Origin of the sequence: Enterococcus sp. DIV1283b (genome assembly GCF_051710965.1) — a bacterium.
In the GTDB taxonomy this organism is placed as follows: domain Bacteria; phylum Bacillota; class Bacilli; order Lactobacillales; family Enterococcaceae; genus Enterococcus_B; species Enterococcus_B lactis.
Map to the genome: position 1 here is coordinate 1788405 of NZ_JBIOLR010000001.1, position 18038 is coordinate 1806442.

The 18038-nt window shown below is 37.4% G+C and carries 16 protein-coding genes and 1 riboswitch; of the genes, 3 read left to right on the forward strand and 13 right to left on the reverse strand.

Annotation, left to right across the window (positions count from 1 at the left end):
• Nucleotides 1-13: 13 nt before the first annotated feature.
• Entirely contained in the window at nt 14-772 is a 759-nt protein-coding gene (locus tag IGJ53_RS08785; protein ID WP_010732761.1) for an alpha/beta fold hydrolase, read from the reverse strand.
• A gap of 3 nt (nt 773-775) precedes the next feature.
• Nucleotides 776-1165, reverse strand: a complete 390-nt coding sequence (locus IGJ53_RS08790; RefSeq protein ID WP_002290241.1) for a hypothetical protein — start codon at nt 1163-1165, stop codon at nt 776-778.
• A 134-nt stretch (nt 1166-1299) separates the two neighbouring features.
• Between IGJ53_RS08790 and IGJ53_RS08795 the strand changes: the two genes are divergently transcribed.
• The gene (locus tag IGJ53_RS08795) at nt 1300-1842 is read left to right on the forward strand and encodes a DUF2179 domain-containing protein (RefSeq protein ID WP_002289260.1); all 543 of its coding nucleotides are present in this window, start codon (nt 1300-1302) and stop codon (nt 1840-1842) included.
• Nucleotides 1843-1989: 147 nt separating this feature from the next.
• Nucleotides 1990-2622 carry a hypothetical protein gene (locus IGJ53_RS08800; RefSeq protein WP_002372322.1) on the forward strand — a complete coding sequence of 211 codons (633 nt, stop codon included), beginning with the start codon at nt 1990-1992 and terminating at the stop codon, nt 2620-2622.
• Between the two features lie 135 nt (nt 2623-2757).
• Here the strand turns inward: IGJ53_RS08800 and IGJ53_RS08805 are convergent, their stop codons facing one another.
• Nucleotides 2758-3294, reverse strand: a complete 537-nt coding sequence (locus IGJ53_RS08805) for a GNAT family N-acetyltransferase (protein WP_002372320.1) — start codon at nt 3292-3294, stop codon at nt 2758-2760.
• A gap of 394 nt (nt 3295-3688) precedes the next feature.
• On the opposite strand from IGJ53_RS08805, the gene IGJ53_RS08810 reads away from it, so the two are divergent.
• Nucleotides 3689-4396, forward strand: a complete 708-nt coding sequence (locus IGJ53_RS08810) for an SDR family NAD(P)-dependent oxidoreductase (protein ID WP_002372319.1) — start codon at nt 3689-3691, stop codon at nt 4394-4396.
• Between the two features lie 299 nt (nt 4397-4695).
• Here the strand turns inward: IGJ53_RS08810 and thiE are convergent, their stop codons facing one another.
• From thiE to IGJ53_RS08860, 10 genes are all read right to left on the reverse strand, one after another.
• A complete protein-coding gene (gene thiE / locus IGJ53_RS08815) occupies nt 4696-5334 on the reverse strand; it encodes a thiamine phosphate synthase (protein WP_259741751.1) in 639 nt (212 codons plus the stop codon).
• Nucleotides 5318-6142, reverse strand: a complete 825-nt coding sequence (thiM, locus tag IGJ53_RS08820) for a hydroxyethylthiazole kinase (RefSeq protein ID WP_010732764.1) — start codon at nt 6140-6142, stop codon at nt 5318-5320. Before thiM ends, thiE begins: the two co-directional genes overlap by 17 nt.
• A 4-nt stretch (nt 6143-6146) precedes the next feature.
• The gene (gene thiD, locus IGJ53_RS08825) at nt 6147-6950 is read right to left on the reverse strand and encodes a bifunctional hydroxymethylpyrimidine kinase/phosphomethylpyrimidine kinase (RefSeq protein ID WP_010732765.1); all 804 of its coding nucleotides are present in this window, start codon (nt 6948-6950) and stop codon (nt 6147-6149) included.
• 63 nt (nt 6951-7013) lie between these two features.
• Nucleotides 7014-7111, reverse strand: a riboswitch (TPP riboswitch).
• 146 nt (nt 7112-7257) lie between these two features.
• The gene (locus IGJ53_RS08830) at nt 7258-8139 is read right to left on the reverse strand and encodes a DUF1803 domain-containing protein (protein ID WP_010732766.1); all 882 of its coding nucleotides are present in this window, start codon (nt 8137-8139) and stop codon (nt 7258-7260) included.
• Between the two features lie 181 nt (nt 8140-8320).
• Nucleotides 8321-9247, reverse strand: coding sequence for a manganese-dependent inorganic pyrophosphatase (locus IGJ53_RS08835; RefSeq protein WP_002372303.1), 927 nt, complete (start codon nt 9245-9247; stop codon nt 8321-8323).
• Nucleotides 9248-9331: 84 nt separating this feature from the next.
• Nucleotides 9332-10093: a pyruvate formate-lyase-activating protein gene (gene pflA / locus IGJ53_RS08840; RefSeq protein ID WP_002290235.1), complete on the reverse strand. Its 762-nt coding sequence runs from the start codon at nt 10091-10093 to the stop codon at nt 9332-9334.
• 242 nt (nt 10094-10335) lie between these two features.
• Complete coding sequence (pflB, locus tag IGJ53_RS08845) at nt 10336-12567, reverse strand: formate C-acetyltransferase (RefSeq protein WP_002372302.1); 2232 nt, start codon at nt 12565-12567, stop codon at nt 10336-10338.
• A gap of 276 nt (nt 12568-12843) precedes the next feature.
• Nucleotides 12844-15294 carry a DNA topoisomerase IV subunit A gene (parC, locus tag IGJ53_RS08850; protein WP_010732767.1) on the reverse strand — a complete coding sequence of 817 codons (2451 nt, stop codon included), beginning with the start codon at nt 15292-15294 and terminating at the stop codon, nt 12844-12846.
• 11 nt (nt 15295-15305) lie between these two features.
• Complete coding sequence (gene parE / locus IGJ53_RS08855; RefSeq protein ID WP_259741750.1) at nt 15306-17351, reverse strand: DNA topoisomerase IV subunit B; 2046 nt, start codon at nt 17349-17351, stop codon at nt 15306-15308.
• 165 nt (nt 17352-17516) lie between these two features.
• The gene (locus IGJ53_RS08860; RefSeq protein WP_010732768.1) at nt 17517-17951 is read right to left on the reverse strand and encodes a CoA-binding protein; all 435 of its coding nucleotides are present in this window, start codon (nt 17949-17951) and stop codon (nt 17517-17519) included.
• Nucleotides 17952-18038: the final 87 nt, after the last annotated feature.

Sequence of the window (18038 nt, forward strand, 5' to 3'; positions counted from 1 at the left end):
GATTCAGCTATTTCTATTTTTTTATCAAATTCTTTGCTAAAAAAGCGGAAGCTTCCTCCATCAGTGGTATTTGTACCATGTGTCGCTGTGTTTTGGAGGAACGAAAAACAATTTCTTTTCCGTAAGGCTCATGTCGGTTTTTTTCTACAAATATTTCCGTTTGTATATAAGGAATCTTTTCATCTGCTTGTCCATGCCAAAAGAACAGAGGGCGTCCAGCTAACTTTTCCGGCTGCAATGATAAATCATAACTCTTGACCCACGAGATCAAATCAAAATAGTCTTTTGGCAAGATATAATTGTATTCTGACGCTCTTCTTGCGATTTCTTTCCCATATTCCAGAGGTGCAGGAGAACCCATCAAACATACACCTGCTGCTATATGAGGATGCTTAGCTAGCAACGCGCATGTTGTCATTCCACCCATCGAAACCCCGCCAACTGCAAGCCGATCATGTAAAAGATCTCTTTTTTCTAAATGCTTGATAAGCGTGTCAAACTCAAACAAGTTCCCGTAGATACTATCCCAAAATGTATAGGATGGAATAGAAGAAATTGGCTGTTTGCGTTCCCCATGATTCATCGCATCTGGCAGGATCACACGAATACCTTGCTGTGCAATTTTCCTTCCTTGTGTCAAAACTAACTCCTTACTTGTCTGCCATCCGTGATAATAGATAACAACGGGAATCCGTTCTTCTCTTAATTCTTTCAGGACAACCTCTAACACTGGAATTTGATTGACAGAACGTTTCAATATAATTGGATTCAATGGTTACTCACCTATTTTCATTAAATTTCCTGATCGCCATAGCAACCATGATCCGACAGTCGTCTGGAACAGGTTCAGTATACCAAATAATATAAATGCAGGACTGAATGGCTCAGGAAATAAGAATAGGGAACAAAGCCCCACCACTCCTAATGCTAGCGAAAGGAGAGGATAAATAGAGAAATTCAAAAAACTGGCAACGCTACCGAAAATATTACCAATAAATAGTATCAAAAAGAAAAAAACGCTTAGAATCAAACCATCTGTCAGCGACATCTGAAAAACAATGTTCTCTACATCAATTGGCTGTTGAATCGCATAGACACCTAAGTATATACTGAGAAGGAGACTGAGCACGTGGCTGGCACAAAACACTCGATTGACCGTTTTCATTTTAATCACCTAACCTATCTTTATAATTCTATTATAATCATTTTATCATTTTTTGGTACCAATAAAGTTTCAATTTTTCTTCACTTACGATTTTTTTTGATATTGTTGTTATACAAATGAAAGGAGTTTTACAAATGATTGATCCTAAAATGTTGGGGATGATCTTCCTCATCAATTTTGCTTATATCACTTTGAACACGTTACGTTTTATGCTGACAATGAAAGGCTACCGGCTGATTGCTCCCCTTGTCAGTATGGTTGAGATCACGATCTATATCGTGGGGCTATCTCTTGTATTGGATCGTTTAGATAATCCGCTGAATTTGTTTGTCTATGCGTTAGGTTACGCAGTAGGTATCAGTGTTGGGATTTTGATTGAAGACAAGCTGGCATTAGGATACATCATGGTCACAACGATTTTGCCAGCAAATAGCGCGGAAGATAAAAGTTTGCCTGGTATACTGAGAGAACACGGTTACGGTGTGACACAAACTTCTGCAATGGGTCTAGAAGGCGAGCGACTGGTCCTGGAAATACTTTCTCCTAGAAAAAGCGAACGTGAACTGTATCGTCTGATCAAAGAAATTGAAGAGCGTGCTTTCATCATCTCATATGAACCAAAATATATTTCAGGTGGTTTTTGGACTAAAAAAGTAAGAAAAAGACAAGGAAAATAACTCACAAACTAAAAAACTGTCGAACATATAAATTAAATTTTAGATGTTCGACAGTTTTTATTTATAATTTTGATTAAAAAACATCGACATATACTCATTGATTTGTTATTATACTTTATATACTTATCAATTTAATTTGGAGATATTATGGAAATTCAACGTAAAACAACTAATTTTTTACATTTAGGCTCTTTTTTTGCAACTTTGACGATTTTATTTTTTCTATGTTATTCGTACGTTAAGACCTCACATGCGCCTTCTAGTGCATTAGGCTGGTTGCTTTTGGATCATTCTGATATTACAGAAACCGAAGAAAATCCGTTTTTTTTGATTCTATCTTCTCTATGCGGCTTGATGTTTTCTGTGTATTTCGGTGCCTATTTTTTTCATCGACATCCTGGTACGTTAAATGAAGCTTCAGGTGTATTGATTGCATTTAAAACGTTTTCTTTTTTAGCTATCCTTTTTTATTCGTTTAATCACAATACGCTTTTCTTCTTTATCATGAATGGTTTAGTCGTGATTTTATCTATTTTCACCTATTTTATTTTTTCACTAATTTTTAGCCAATTGAAATGTCCACTCTTCTTTCGATTAGTTCCTGTCACATGTTTTATCTACAGCTTGTTTTCCTTTTTTGTCCTTGCTTTGATACCATTGGCCAACCCTTCGACGATCCAAGTCGCAGGAAATCTGTTGGATATGCTCTTCATCGTCAGTCTAGGTGTATTTATGTGGCAAAGAAAAAAGAAACAAAATAAAAAGCATTTTGAAGCCTGACTATTACGACTTCATAAATGCTTTTTTAGTTTTAAACACTTCAATCTAAAAAAATACCCAAGATTGGATAGATGATTAATAATGACTTACCATTCGTTTCTGAGTGATTCTGGATCACCAAATGGACTTCCTAATCTAATCGGCTAGTTCTTCCCTTAGAATGCCATACTTGACTGAATCATAATATTGATTATTTAAAAACCTAACTTTTCTTATGACTCCTTCCTTTGTCATTCCACATTTCTCACCAATTTTTTGCATTCCTTTGTTTCCAGACCATGTAGTGAATCCAATATGTGGTAGATAGGCAAAATACTCAAATAATTCTTTTAACCATAAAGAAAGAGAAATACTTCCGATTCCCTTGCCCCAAATGCTAGAATCATATATCGAGATCCCAACTTCTAACCATTGTTTTAAATTAGAATCAGCCCAATAGGAAGTAACCAATCCTACTATCTTATGATCAAACATTATAGCCTTGCTCATTGGACTATTGATAAGTGATCGCCCATATCCTGTAGAAAATTCTGTCCATGTTTGTACTGGGTCTTTAAAATAGGGGCCGTTGAACTTCATCCATTCCAAATCTGCTTTTGGTCCAAAACTGATTTCCCAAATATCTCTCAAATCTTCTTCTGAAATTGTTTTTAAAGATACACTCTCTCGCATGTTATTCTCCTAAATTTATAGTTAGTCTACTGATCAATCAGAGGTCTCAATTGATCAACAATTATCTTTTTTTAACTTTTTTGCTTGTCGCTATAAGAACCTCTTTCAAAAAACTGTCAATTCTCATGTATTATAACACTTGTTATGATAACTGAAAAACATTTCCCGAATTTAAATAATAAAATAACCCTTATCACTTTTTCTGTGTAGAAATAGTAGCCTTCACCAATAACTCACATAAAAAATCAATTTGTTTGAATCAAAGTTAATTTCTTTTTTCACTTAAAAATATAACAAAATATAATTCATCTATACGAAAAACAATTTAAGTTGTATAGTAAGAAATAGTTATTCTAGAAACAAACATGTTCATCTATCACTTGGAGGGAAAATAATGAAAAAAGTAATCATAACTGGAGCAGCTGGTGGAATCGGCCAAGCACTTACGAATCGTTTGTTAAAGGCTGGTTATCAAGTTATTGCTGTTGATAATAATAAAGATAAGCTAGGGAATTTTTCTTCCCATCCAAATCTTACACTCGCTTGCGTTGATGTGACTGATTATCAAGCTGTAGAAAGTTTTTTTACAAACATTTCGGCTCAATCACTTTACGGCTTAGTTAATAATGCAGGTGTATACAATGCATTAAGTTTATTGGACTACGATGAATCTGCGATCGATCGAGTTTTACAAATAAATATTAAAGGTGCTACGATATTCTCAAAATTTTTCATTCAGCATCTTATAGATAAAGAAACTCAAGGGAGAATAATTAACATTTCTTCTATCTCTGGCCAAGAAGGTAGTTCAGATGCCTTATATGGTTTATCCAAAGCAGCTTTGCTTGGTTTGACTAAAAGCTTGGCTTTACGCTTTTCTCCACAAGTTTTAGTAAATGCTGTTGCTCCCACAATGGTAGATACAGAAATGATGGCTACCATTCCAGAATGGCGAAAGAAAGAATACCAGCAGCACCATCTAATCAAAGATCCAGTTTTACCGTCAGATGTTGCTGATACTGTCCATTTTTTACTTTCAGAGGAAAGTTCTCATTATACCGGTGCTACTTTCGACTTAAATAATGGCGGTTATTTACGTTAAAATAGTTGGTCTACTATAAGTCTATCTCAATGTACAGAACATGAAACGATCATACTGTTATCATTTGATCATTCATTTTACAGCAATAGTTGATGCTCTAGAAAATATTGTCTTAACCTGACTAAAAAGAGGTTGTGACCGAAGTGGTCAGCTTTAAGAAATAAGAAGGGACTGTGACAAGTCTTTTGTCACAGCCCCCTCTTATATGCTTACCTGTCATTTTCTTTTTAAATGGCCGATTTTTTATCTTTATATGGTAATAAAGTAATTTTTGTTAAGTAACTAGAAAATAATATTTGTTAACTAGAAATTGTTTGATTAATTAATCGTAAAAGTTCTTGGCTAGCTTCTTTAATCTTATTTTTAGCTAATATAGCTGAAACAACCGCAAATCCTTGGATGGGAAAGTCTTTAAAATACGGAATTGTTTGCTGGTTTATTCCACCAATTAATACAATAGGAATAGAAACTTTTTGACAAATCTTTTTTAGTTCATCATTTGTTACTTGAATCGCGTCTTCTTTAGTAGTTGTAGGAAACATTGCACCAATCCCTAGATAATCTGCACCGCCGTTTTCTGCTTCAATTGCTTCTTGAAGGGTTTGGACAGAAACACCGATTATTTTATCTTTTCCAATTAGTTTTCGAACGATTTCAATGGGCAAATCAGATTGACCAATATGAATCCCATCAGCGTCACACGCTAAAGCGATATCTACACGATCATTGATAATTAAAGGAATATTCTGGCTTTTTGTTAGTTGTTTGATTTCTAGAGCTTCCTCATAAAATGGGCCGGAATCCAATTCTTTTTCTCGAAGTTGTACTAAAGTAACACCACCTTCTATTGCTTGTTCAATTGCTTCAGTCAATGTATTGGTGCTGAATAAGTGTGGATCAGTTACTAAATACAAACGATAATCAATGTTTAGTTTCAAAATATTTACCTCGCTGTACTAGTTTCTGGTCGCTCATTTTACTGATTTCATCAATAAGATTCATTCGAAAGCTACTTGTTCCTAATTCTTTTGATTTTTCATAGGATAATTCACCTGCTATGCCCATTGCAATCACTGCACTTGTCGTTGATTCAAAAAGAGAATTAGGACAGCTACCGCAGAAACTCGCAATCAAAGAAGTCAACATGCAGCCAGTTCCTGTAATACGGCTCATTTCAGAACAACCATTTTTAACTTGAATGGTTTGAATACCATCAGAGACAATATCTGTTTTACCTGTAATGGCTGTAATACATTGATGAGAAGAAGCAAGTGATAAAGCAAGTTCCTCAACTTCGTTTTCTTTTCCTATATCCTCAAGTGAAGCATCCACACCTTTAGTGTTACTTTTCAATCCAGCTAAAAAACACATTTCAGATATATTTCCTCGAATAACTGAAAAATGAATATCATTTAATAGTTTTTTTACTGTTTCATTTCGAAATCGAGATGCTCCCGCTCCAACAGGGTCAAGTATGACTGGAATACCAAATTCATTCGCTTTTTTTCCTGCAAGAAGCATAGAGACAATTGTACGTTCATTTAATGTACCGATATTTAGAACTAATGCATTTGACATCGTAGTTATTTCAAGCACTTCCTGTGCATCATCTGCCATGATAGGAAAAGCACCAATTGCTAAGGTGATGTTAGCACAATCATTGACCGTTACATAGTTTGTTATGTGATGAATCAAAGGAGCGTTTAATCGAACTTTCTGGATGGCAGTTTGCATAAATGTATTCATTTGCTCATTCCTCCTTCAGACCGTTTTTATATAGTGAATAAAAATGATTGGTTGGGCCGTGACCTTGGCCAATTTCTAAGGAATGCTGAATTGCAGTCGTGATATATTTTTTTGCTTGTTGTATAGCTTGGTCCAACGATTTTCCCAAAGCTAGTTGAGCGGCGATAGCGGAAGAAAAGGTACAGCCTGTACCATGAGTATTTTTAGTATTGATTCGTTCAGACGTGTAGTAATAGTACTGTTTCCCATCAAAAAGAACATCAGTTGCTTCTCCTATTTTATGTCCGCCTTTAATAAGAACAGAAGTACCACAAGTTTCGTAAATGATCCGTCCAACTGATTCCATATCAGTTACTGATGAAATTGAGTACCTAGCTATTTTTTCAGCTTCTAGAATATTCGGTGTGATTAGGGTAGCTGAAGGAAGAACTGATTCAATCAGCGTATTAATTGCCTTTGGTTCCATTAGAGCATCCCCATTTTTAGCATACATCACTGGATCAACCACAATATTATGAGGGTGCCATTTTCTTAATCCGGCTGTAACAGCAAGCATTGTTTCCTCACAAGAGAGCATGCCAATTTTTACAGCTTCTGGGAAAATATCTTCAAAAACAGCATCCATTTGTTCATTAATAATTTGCGGTGAAATGTTTTGATAGGAAATGACTCTAGCCGTATTTTCAGCAACTACAGAAGTGATAACAGACATACCATAAATACCATGCGCCGAAAATGTTTTTAAATCGGCTTGTATACCAGCTCCCCCACTACAATCTGATCCTGCAATACTAAGTACTTTTTTCACTACTTTTCCCTCCTTAAAAAGTAAAAAGGCATTCTTCAAGTAAGAAGAATGCCTTTTGTATCAACAAAAAAGACATTTGCTCCCTACGCTGGTATCAACCAACAGGTTCAAAGGGTCAGGTTTTACCTTCTCAACGCCATAGCGTCCCCCTGCAAATCAAACATATTTAATTCTTATATCATTGTAGATGAAAAGGGTATCATTTTCAATAGGTTGATCAACTTAAAATGTATTTTATAAGTATAAACACCTGATTTTTGCTTACTGCTCTCTTAGATTCTACTCACCAAAGCTGTTCTATATTATTCTATATTGCTCCATATTCTTTGATATAAGAAAATGCATGCAGCATAAATTTCTTGCTCAGCTCAGAAAAGATTTGTCGTTTAAGAAAGGCCGTTTCCTCCATTGTCAATGAAGGATCCAATGTTGGAAATTCGATCTCAAGATTGTTTTTTTCGACAATAGGCAATACTAGTGTAAATGATTCTTCTTCCTTTATGGTATCCGTCACAAGTAGTGACTGATGGAAAATACTAGGCCGACGATTTTTATATTTATTTTTACGTATCCTGTCAACGATAACTTCTATTTGATCAAAAAAGTACGCTTCATTTACATCTCCAATAAGTTCGGCTAATTCTTTGAATGCCTTCGTTACAGGAAGCTGATTCTTTTGTATAAAAAAATAATTAGCCAACGTAAGCGGAAAGTGTTCTTTAGAGGAAAGTGTAATAAAACGGTACTTCTGATTTCCAGCAGTCGTTCTCAGCAATTCTGTCTCTCGGCTGTTTCTTACTCCATAAAAATACGCTTCTTTTCGTTCATCTTCAAAACAATACGCCCAAATAACTTCTCCCATCGCTAATTTTTGTTCAGCAACAGAGAGTCTCTTCAATTGGTCGGCTATGGTTTCAGCAGCCGAAGTGGCTTGTTGCAAGTAATCGTTGGGATCAAATATTGGAAAGTTCAAATGATATCTTCGTTCTTCTCTCTTGATTAATCCTGCATCGATCAATAAATCAAGAAAATGAGAAAATTTGTTTTGCGGAAATTCTTTTTTCAATTCTCTTAGAATCGTTTCTTTTTCTCGATGTTCATATAGATAATCGGTCAATAAAGAAAAAAGCGGATCACCGGTCAGTTTTTGATAAAAATTTTCCTTATTTTTTGAATAATAATAGTTCATATATGTTCTCTTTTCTATCCATTTTATTTTACTTAAAAGGCTTTTACATAAAAAGGAGGAAGAACAAGAGTCATGTTTGACTGTTATTCTCCTCCATTTCTTAGACTTTTAGTATGTTCTGTGTTTCTTTTTATTCAATCGCTTATCCCATTCACTTTGAATGCTTCATCCTACCATTTGATTAGCTGAATACAGCCGTCAACTGAGGTACGACTTGTTTTTTACGTGAAACGACACCTTTAAGCAAAGCTCGGTTATTGGTCAAAGTTGTTTGGAAAGCTTCTTCTACTTTTTCTTTACCTTTACCAGCAACAAGTAATTCTGAATCGCTGTCTAAGATATTTGTGACAACTAATACGAATAAATCGTAGCCATTTGCTTTCATTTCTTCTTCCATCGCTGCTTCTAGTTCTGCTTGTCGATCCATCACTTCATTCAGGTCCACTGTATTGACTTGAGCGATACGCACATTGGAACTGCCCATTGGGAAACTTTTTGCATCCAAATCAAGAAGGACCGCAGCTGATTTATCACTTAGATTCGTTCCGGCTTTCAACATTTCAAGACCATAGGCAGTTAGATCTACTTCAGCGATTGCTGCAAGTTCCTTTGCAGCTGCTTCGTCTTCAGGCGTACATGTTGGCGATTTGAATAACAATGTATCTGAAATGATAGCTGAAAGCATGATCCCAGCAATTTCTTTAGGGATCGTTACTTGGTTTTCTTTATATAGTTTTAAAATGATCGTACTTGTACATCCAACTGGTTCTGCACGATAGTACAATGGATTAGCTGTTTCAAAGTTTGCAATACGATGGTGGTCTACTACAGCCAAAATATTTACTTCGCTGATATCTGAAATACTTTGTTGGAATTCATTATGATCCACAAGCATGACATCGGCATTTTCTGCTTTAGCTGACTCTACTACTCGTGGTGCAGATAGTTGAAAGTGGTCTAATGCGTATTGTGTTTCTTCGTTAGGTGTACCTAAAGCAACTGCTTCTGTTTCGTTACCTAATTCATTTTGCAAGTGTGAAAAGGCAATGGCTGCCCCAATTGCATCTGTATCTGGATTTTGGTGACCAAAAACTAAAATTTTTGACATGTCATTCGCTCCTTTGTGATTTCTCCTATTTAATAATAGCAAAAAAACGGAAAGAAGCAATACTTAACTTCTTTCCGATGCGTTCTATCGCGTTAAATATTTTGTATACTCTTCTGTATGAAGCAATCGTTTAGCATTTTCGACACGTTCTTTTGTAGGTGGTTCGATCCCTTCTAATGGATATTTCAAACCAAGTGTTTCCCACTTGTATTTTCCCATCGTATGGTAAGGAAGGATCTCTACCCTGTCTACATTTGACAAGGTTTGGATAAAGTTGTCTAGTCGGATCAAATATTCATCATAATCACTTCGCTCAGGGACTAGTACATGGCGAATCCAAACCGGTTTGTTGATTTTTGACAAATATTGCGCCATTTCTAAAATATTTTCATTGTCCCAATGCGTTAGTTTTTTATGCTCTTCATTATCGATGTGTTTGATATCAAATAACAGTAAGTCTGTATACTTCATCAATTCTTGAAAACGAGAGAAGAAGGGTTCTTCATACGTAAAAGGTTTTCCGCATGTATCCAATGTAGTATGCATTTCCCGCTCTTTTGCTTTTTTAAACAGTTCGATCAAAAAATCGATCTGCAATAGAGGCTCTCCGCCACTAACAGTAATACCACCTTTATCTCCCCAGTAAGGTCTGAAGCGTTCCGCTTTATCTAAAAGTTCATCTGCTGAGTACTCTTTCCCTCCGCCAATATTCCAAGTATCAGGATTGTGACAGAATTGGCAACGCATGCGGCATCCTTGCATAAACACGACAAAGCGCAGTCCAGGGCCGTCTACTGAACCGAAAGTTTCGATAGAATGAACATAGCCGATTGTTTTTTCTTCCATTTAAATTCACATCTTTTCTTTGATTTCATTTTAAGTACAAGTTAGCTGTCGAAGCGAAGCTTTTTGAACAAAATTTTTCGCAATCACCGCTTCGTTATGTGTAAAATTTACAGGGACGGAACATACATGTCCTGCCCCTGTAAATCGTGTCTTTCAAATAAGCATACTGATCATTCGATTATGATGCGAAGGATATCTAACGATCTTTCGGCACTGAGTCGAAAGGCTGTTTCACAAACTTTTTACATTCTGTCGTGTGAAGTTCTCATCAAGACATCTAGTTGTTGTTCTCTTGTCAAGTCACGGAATTTAACTGCATAACCAGATACCCGGATCGTCAAGTTCGGATATTTCATTGGATTTTCCATTGCATCACGTAATAGATCATTACTGAATACATTGACATTCAAATGATAAGCGCCTTTTGAGAAGTATCCGTCTAAGACATTACGCAAGTTTTCGATTCTTGTATCTTGTTCTTTTCCAAGACCAGAAGGATTGATTGTTTGGGTATTTGAAATTCCATCCAATGCACAACCGTAATTCATTTTAGCTGTTGAGTTCAGGCTGGCTAATAACCCACTTTGTTCTGCATTGTAACTTGGGTTTGCTCCTGGCGCAAGTGGTTTTCCAGCTTCACGGCCATCAGGAGTATTTCCTGTATTTTTACCGTAAACAACATTTGAAGTAATCGTCAATAATGAAGTTGTTGGTTTTGAGTTGCGGTAAGTTTTATGACGTTTGATTTGTCCCATGAAGTATTCCAAGATCCATGAAACTAATTCATCTGCACGGTCATCATCATTTCCGTATTTAGGAAAGTCGCCATCTACTTCAAAATCAACTGCTATTCCTTTTTCATTACGGATTGCTTTTACTTTTGCATATTTGATGGCTGACAAGCTGTCTGCCGCATGAGAGATTCCAGCAATACCTGTAGCAAATGTGCGTTGCAAGTCAGAATCCATCAAGGCAAGCTGAGCTGCTTCATAAGAATACTTATCATGCATGTAATGAATGATGTTCAACGTATTGACATATAGTTCTGCTAACCAATCCATCATGTTCATGAAGTTATGTTTCACTTCTTCAAAATCTAGTACTTCTGATGTGATTGGACGATATTCTGGTCCAACTTGGGCGCCAGTCACTTCATCGACCCCACCATTGATAGCATATAATAGTGTTTTAGCCAAGTTAGCACGAGCACCAAAGAACTGCATGTCTTTTCCAACAACTGTTCCTGATACACAGCAAGCAATCGCACAATCATCAGAACCCCATTGTTCACGAAGCTGATTGTCATTCTCGAACTGAATCGAAGAACTTTCGATAGCGATTCGGCTCGCATATGTTCTGAATCCTTCTGGAAGGTGTTCAGAGTACAAAACAGTCAAGTTTGGTTCTGGTGAAGGTCCCATATTTGTCAATGTGTGAAGCAGACGGAAATCATTCTTCGTCACTAATGAACGACCATCTAAGCCCATACCAGCAATGGATAAAGTAGCCCAGATAGGGAATCCTGAGAATAATTGGTTGTATTCAGGTGTACGCGCGAATTTGACCATACGTAATTTCATTACTAAGTGATCGATCAATTCTTGCGCTTCTTTTTCTGTGATTACTCCATTATCCAAATCACGTTGGATATAGATATCAAGGAATGCTGAGATACGTCCGATTGACATCGCAGCGCCGTTTTGTGATTTGATTGCTGCTAAATAACCGAAGTATAACCATTGGACAGCTTCTTTTGCATTTGCAGCTGGTTTAGAGATATCATAGCCATATTTTGCAGCCATTTCTTTCATTTGTGCTAATGCACGATATTGTTCAGTGATTTCTTCACGTAAACGAATCACTTCTTCACTCATCGTATGATAACCAGTCATATCATGATCTTTTTTCTTTTGTTCCATCAAATAGTCGATTCCATACAATGCCACACGACGATAGTCGCCGATGATACGTCCGCGACCGTAAGCGTCTGGAAGCCCTGTAATGATTTTGTTTTTACGAGCTGCACGCATTTCAGCAGTATAAGCATCAAACACCCCTTGATTATGTGTTTTGCGCCAGTCAGTGAAAACATGTGTTAATTCATCGTTTGGTGTATAGCCATTGCTTTTCAGCGCATTGTTAGCCATATTGATTCCACCGAACGGCATGAATGCTTGTTTCAAAGGTTTGTCTGTCTGTAGACCGACGATTTTTTCCAAATCTTTATCCAAATAGCCTGCATCGTGGGAAGTAATGGTTGAAACGATTTCTGTGTCCATATCATAAACACCGTTACGTTCGAATTGGATATCATTCAGCTTTTGCAATTCATCCCATAATTTTTCTGTTGCTTCTGTTGGGCCTTCCAAAAAGCTGTCATCACCGCGATATTCAGTGTAGTTGTTTTGAATAAAGTCTCTAGTGTCTACGCCTTCTTTCCATTTGGTACCTTTAAATCCATTCCATTGCTCCATTGTATGGACCTCCTAAATTTCTGTTTTATGTAACAGTTTTTACGTGATTAGTATAACACAGCACCTTATCTTTGCAAGGGTTTTCTTGTTTTTTATTTAACAATTTTTATGTTTTATCTATGTATATTTCAAGTAACGTTGATATACCAATATTTAAGCATTGTGAACACTTTCATCTTTTTTTACAAACTGATGAAGTTTTATTAAAAAGGAATGAAAAAGAGGCACCATCTGTATTAATACAGATGGTGCCTCTTCACTAAAATACCATAACAGTTATGATTCGATGAAAATCTCAGGAGCATCGATAACTTCGATGACTTCTCCACCTTTTTTCTCGTCCATAGCAAATGAACCATTCGATGTTCGATCACCTATAGGAAAATCCGTTGGATCAATCGTTATTTGTTGTCCTTTTTGATTCATCAAGGTTATTTCTTTTGATCTTCCTTCCGACATATAGATAATACGGTGCGGATTTTTTTTCAGCTCACGCATGACCGTCACTCCCCGCTTCGCACGTGAAGTTTGACTGATTTCTTGAGCAAGCATGCGTTTCACGGCTCCTCGCTGAGTAACGATTACGATCGGCGTATCTCCCTCTGCTAACACAAGCAGCCCATTGACAATCCTATCTCCATCTTTCAAATTCATAGACTTCACTCCAGCTGCCTTTGCTCCAACAACGGGAACATCTGTTAAAGGATAGCGCAAGCCCATTCCTTGATGCGTTACTAAGAACACATCTAAGCCTGGCTGATCTTCTTTCAGATATACAGCAATAAGTTCATCTTCTTCCGCCTTTAGCTTCATACAGCTAAGCGGACGGCTCTTGTAGGTGCGCCATGGCTCGAACTCTGTCATTCGTGTTTGCTTGATCAATCCATTCTTGCTGATGAATACAAATGTTTTCTCTGCTTGGATTTTTTGATATGGGAAAACAGCTAAGATCGATTCATCTACAGACAGATTGGAGATTGTTTGAGAAATGTGTTCGCCAGCATCTTTCCATTTCAAATCGGGTAGTTCATGAACAGGACGGTAGATCACATTTGCTTTATTCGTAATCAGAAGAACATGGTCCAATGTGCTCAATTCACCTGAGTACAGCAAGTAGTCGCCTTCTCGCATCCCGATTTCTTCTGGTTTGGAAGCACTATAAGAACGAAGGCTTGTTCGCTTCACATAGCCTTCTCGCGTCACACTGACGATTACGTCTTCTTGCGCCACTAAAACTTGCGTATCGATTTTGATTTCTTCGATTTCGTCTTCGATTGTCGTCAGACGAGCGGAAGAGTAATTTTTTTTCACTTCCCGCAATTCTTTTTTCATAACAGAGAAAAGCTCTTTGTCGTTTGAAAGGATTTTATTCAACTCTGTGATTTGTGCAATCAAGCTTTCAGATTCCTTTTGAAGCTCTGTGATATCTGTGTTCGTCAAACGATATAGTTGCAATGTGACGATTGCTTCTGCTTGTTCTTCTGTAAATTGGAAGACGTCGACTAAATTCTTTTTGGCGTCTTTTTTGTCTTTACTTTCACGAATCGTTGCGATTACTTCATCCAGAATCGATAAAGCTTTCATCAGGCCTTCTACGATATGCTGTCTTTTTTGAGCTTTGGCTAAATCGAATTGGCTGCGTTTTGTTATGACTTGCTTTCGATGCTCGATATAACTTCTTAAAATGTCTTTCAGTCCAACTTGATGCGGAGTCATATGATCGATAGCGACCATATTGAAATTGTAATTGATCTGTAGCTCAGTGTTTTTGAACAAATAATTCAAAATTCCTTGAGCATTGGCGTCTTTTTTCAATTCAACGACAATTTGCAGACCAGTTCTATCACTTTCATCTCGTACTTCAGCTATTCCATCGATTTTCTTATTCAAACGGATCTCATCCATTTTTTTCACCAATGTCGCTTTATTTACTTCATATGGGATTTCAGTGATCACGATTTGCTGTTTATTGCCCTTCATTGCTTCTATCTTTGTTTTCGAACGAAGAATAACTTTTCCTCGCCCTGTTTCATAAGCTTTTTTGATTTCATCTTTTCCTTGCAAGATCCCTCCTGTTGGAAAGTCAGGTCCAGGAATATATTCCATCAATTTTTCAAGGCTCGCTTGTGGATGATCGATCATATAGATTGTGCCGTCGATCACTTCAGCTAAGTTATGAGTCGGGATTTCTGTCGCATATCCAGCAGATATACCTGTCGATCCATTGACTAGAAGGTTTGGGTATCGAGCTGGAAGGACTGTTGGTTCTTTTTCTGTATCATCAAAATTCCACACGAGATCGACTGTTTCTTTTTCGATATCTGCTAGCATCTCTCCACTTAACTTGGATAATCTGGCTTCAGTATAACGCATCGCAGCAGGTGGATCACCGTCCATACTCCCGTTATTCCCGTGCATTTCGATCAGTACTTCCCGCAACTTCCAATCTTGGCTCATTCGGACCATCGCTTCATAAATACTGCTGTCACCATGAGGATGATAATTCCCCATGATATTTCCGACAGATTTTGCTGATTTACGGAATCCTTTGTCATACGTATTGCCATCTTTGTTCATGGCAAATAATATCCGGCGTTGCACTGGTTTCAATCCATCACGGATATCAGGCAGTGCACGTTCTTGGATAATATATTTGGAATAACGTCCGAAGCGGTCACCCATCACTTCTTCTAAAGTTAATTCTTGTACTTCTTGTCGATTTTCCATCAGGTGACCTCCTATTCTACTTCAAATAACTGATTGTCTTCGTTTTTATCTGCTCGTTCTTCATCTAATAATTCATTAGAAACTGAAGGAGAGATTTCAGCATCCTCTTTTTTATCTAAGATACTGCCATCTTCTTCCAACGTAAATTGTACGTGATTTTCGATCCATTTTCTTCGAGGTTCTACTTTGTCACCCATTAGTGTGGTTACTCGACGCTCAGCTTGCGCAGCATCGTCGATACGAACGCGGATCAACGTACGGGAAGTTGGATCCATCGTTGTTTCCCACAATTGTTCTGCATTCATCTCTCCAAGTCCTTTATATCGCTGTAGCATATATCCTTTGCCGACTTTTTTAATCATTGATGCCAATTCGTCATCTGTCCACGCATATTCAATGACTTGCTTCTTCCCTTGTCCTTTGGATACTTTATATAAAGGCGGTAACGCGATATATACTTTCCCAGCTTCAATCAGCGGTTTCATATAACGATAAAAGAAAGTAAGCAGTAATACTTGAATATGGGCGCCGTCTGTATCCGCATCGGTCATGATGATTACTTTGTCGTAATTACAGTCTTCGATAGAAAATTCAGGGCCGACTCCTGCACCAATCGTATAGATCATCGTATTGATTTCTTCATTTTTCAAGATATCTTGCATTTTAGCTTTTTCGGTATTGATGACTTTTCCTCGTAAAGGTAGAATTGCTTGGAACTTTCTGTCTCTTCCTTGTTTAGCAGATCCGCCGGCAGAATCCCCTTCGACTAAATACAATTCATTTTTCTTAGGGTTTCGGGATTGTGCGGGTGTCAATTTTCCTGAAAGAAGAGATTCGCCTTTTTTACGCTTCTTCCCATTTCGGCTTTCTTCTCTGGCTTTACGTGCTGCTTCTCTCGCTTCTCTCGCTTTGATTGCTTTACGGACCAACATCTGGCTCATTTCGCTATTTTCCTGCAAATAAAAGCCCATTTGTTCACTGATGACGTTATCTACTACGGTACGAGCAACTGGCGTACCAAGTTTTTCTTTCGTTTGGCCTTCAAATTGCAGAAGATTTTCAGGTACACGGATAGAGAGAACAGCAGCTAATCCTTCTCTGAAATCACTACCTTCCAGATTCTTGTCCCGTTCTTTCAGCAAGCCGACTTTTCTCGCATATTCGTTATAAGATTTCGTCATTGCCGCTTTCATTCCAGCTTCATGGGTTCCACCATCTTTTGTTCGAACATTATTGACAAAAGATAAGACATTTTCTGAATACCCGTCATTGTATTGATAAGCGACCTCTACTTCGATACCTTCTTTTTCTCCTGAAAAATAAACGACCGGTGTCAATGTATCTTTTTCTTCATTCAGGTAATCAACAAATTCTTTGATTCCTTCTTCATAATGGAAAACTTCCTTGACTGGTTCTTCTCCCCGAAGATCAGAAAGTGAGATTTTAACGCCTTTTAGAAGAAAGGCAGATTCTCTTAACCGTTCGGCTAAAATTTCATATGAAAATTTCGTTGTACTGAATATCGTATCATCTGGTAAAAAATGGACAATCGTCCCGTTTGCTTTTTTTGTTTTTCCTATCTTTTTCAACGTACCGTCAGGTTTACCGCCGTTTTTAAATTTCTGCTGATACTCTACGCCATCTCTAACGATTGTTACAGTCAGCCATTTCGATAAGGCATTTACCACACTGGCTCCTACACCGTGAAGTCCACCAGAAGTTTTGTACCCTCCTTGGCCAAACTTTCCGCCAGCATGCAGCACAGTAAAAATCACTTCAACTGTAGGGATTCCGGAAGCATGCATCCCTACAGGCATCCCGCGTCCGCTATCTGCAACAGTTATACTATTGTCTTCATGGATGGTCACATCAATCTCACTGCCATATCCTGATAATGCTTCATCAACTGCATTATCGACGATTTCATAGACTAAATGATGCAAGCCTCGGCTGTCAGTGGATCCAATGTACATCCCTGGTCTTTTTCTAACTGCCTCTAATCCTTCCAATACTTGGATGGACGAGTCATTATATTCGTTGTTTACTTTTTTTGCCAAGGCAAACGCTCCTTCAATAATACTTTGCGGCAAAACCGCACCACGATTATCATACTAGAAAAGGTCGTGAAAAAAAAGAGGTTAGATGAGAAATCAATTTTAATTATCTCCTAACCGCTTTTTCGACATTCCTCTCTATCGATCATCTCTTCTTTGTGGTCATTTTTATTTTTGGTTTTCTTTCAACTTACCAAGTTCAATCTTGATACAACGATCCATTACGATGTCTGTGCGTCCTGCTTTTCTTAGCATCTCATCTGCTTCTTCGTTTTCGATCCCTAGTTGTGCCCAAAACACTTTAGCATCGGTTTTCAAAAAATCAGCTGCTACTTCAGGTAAAAATTCGCTCCGTCTAAATACATCTACGATATCGATTGGATCATCGATTTCTGTTAAATTTGCATAGACTTTCTCTCCTAGAATTTCTTCACCAGCCAATAATGGATTTACTGGTATGATTTTATATCCATTGTCTTGCAATACCTGTGCAACCATGTAACTTGTTCGCTCTGGTTTATTGCTCAAGCCTACGACGGCAATATTTTTTGCTTCTTTCAAATAGTTAAAAATCGTTTCTTGTGTTGGATTTTTTATAGACATTTCTGTCACCCCTTGCTTTTCTTTTTATTTCATCTATTATACTTCTATCTTTCATTTTTTCAATTGTTCCTGTTACCTATTCATGCT

Coding starts and splice junctions, on each gene's coding strand:
- IGJ53_RS08835 (WP_002372303.1), bottom strand. CDS start 9,247: ATGTCAAAAATTTTAGTTTTTGGTCACCAAAATCCAGATACAGATGCA.
- IGJ53_RS08860 (WP_010732768.1), bottom strand. CDS start 17,951: ATGTCTATAAAAAATCCAACACAAGAAACGATTTTTAACTATTTGAAA.
- parC (WP_010732767.1), bottom strand. CDS start 15,294: ATGGAAAATCGACAAGAAGTACAAGAATTAACTTTAGAAGAAGTGATG.
- pflB (WP_002372302.1), bottom strand. CDS start 12,567: ATGGAGCAATGGAATGGATTTAAAGGTACCAAATGGAAAGAAGGCGTA.
- IGJ53_RS08810 (WP_002372319.1), top strand. CDS start 3,689: ATGAAAAAAGTAATCATAACTGGAGCAGCTGGTGGAATCGGCCAAGCA.
- IGJ53_RS08790 (WP_002290241.1), bottom strand. CDS start 1,165: ATGAAAACGGTCAATCGAGTGTTTTGTGCCAGCCACGTGCTCAGTCTC.
- IGJ53_RS08830 (WP_010732766.1), bottom strand. CDS start 8,139: ATGAACTATTATTATTCAAAAAATAAGGAAAATTTTTATCAAAAACTG.
- IGJ53_RS08800 (WP_002372322.1), top strand. CDS start 1,990: ATGGAAATTCAACGTAAAACAACTAATTTTTTACATTTAGGCTCTTTT.
- IGJ53_RS08795 (WP_002289260.1), top strand. CDS start 1,300: ATGATTGATCCTAAAATGTTGGGGATGATCTTCCTCATCAATTTTGCT.
- thiM (WP_010732764.1), bottom strand. CDS start 6,142: ATGAATACATTTATGCAAACTGCCATCCAGAAAGTTCGATTAAACGCT.
- pflA (WP_002290235.1), bottom strand. CDS start 10,093: ATGGAAGAAAAAACAATCGGCTATGTTCATTCTATCGAAACTTTCGGT.
- IGJ53_RS08805 (WP_002372320.1), bottom strand. CDS start 3,294: ATGCGAGAGAGTGTATCTTTAAAAACAATTTCAGAAGAAGATTTGAGA.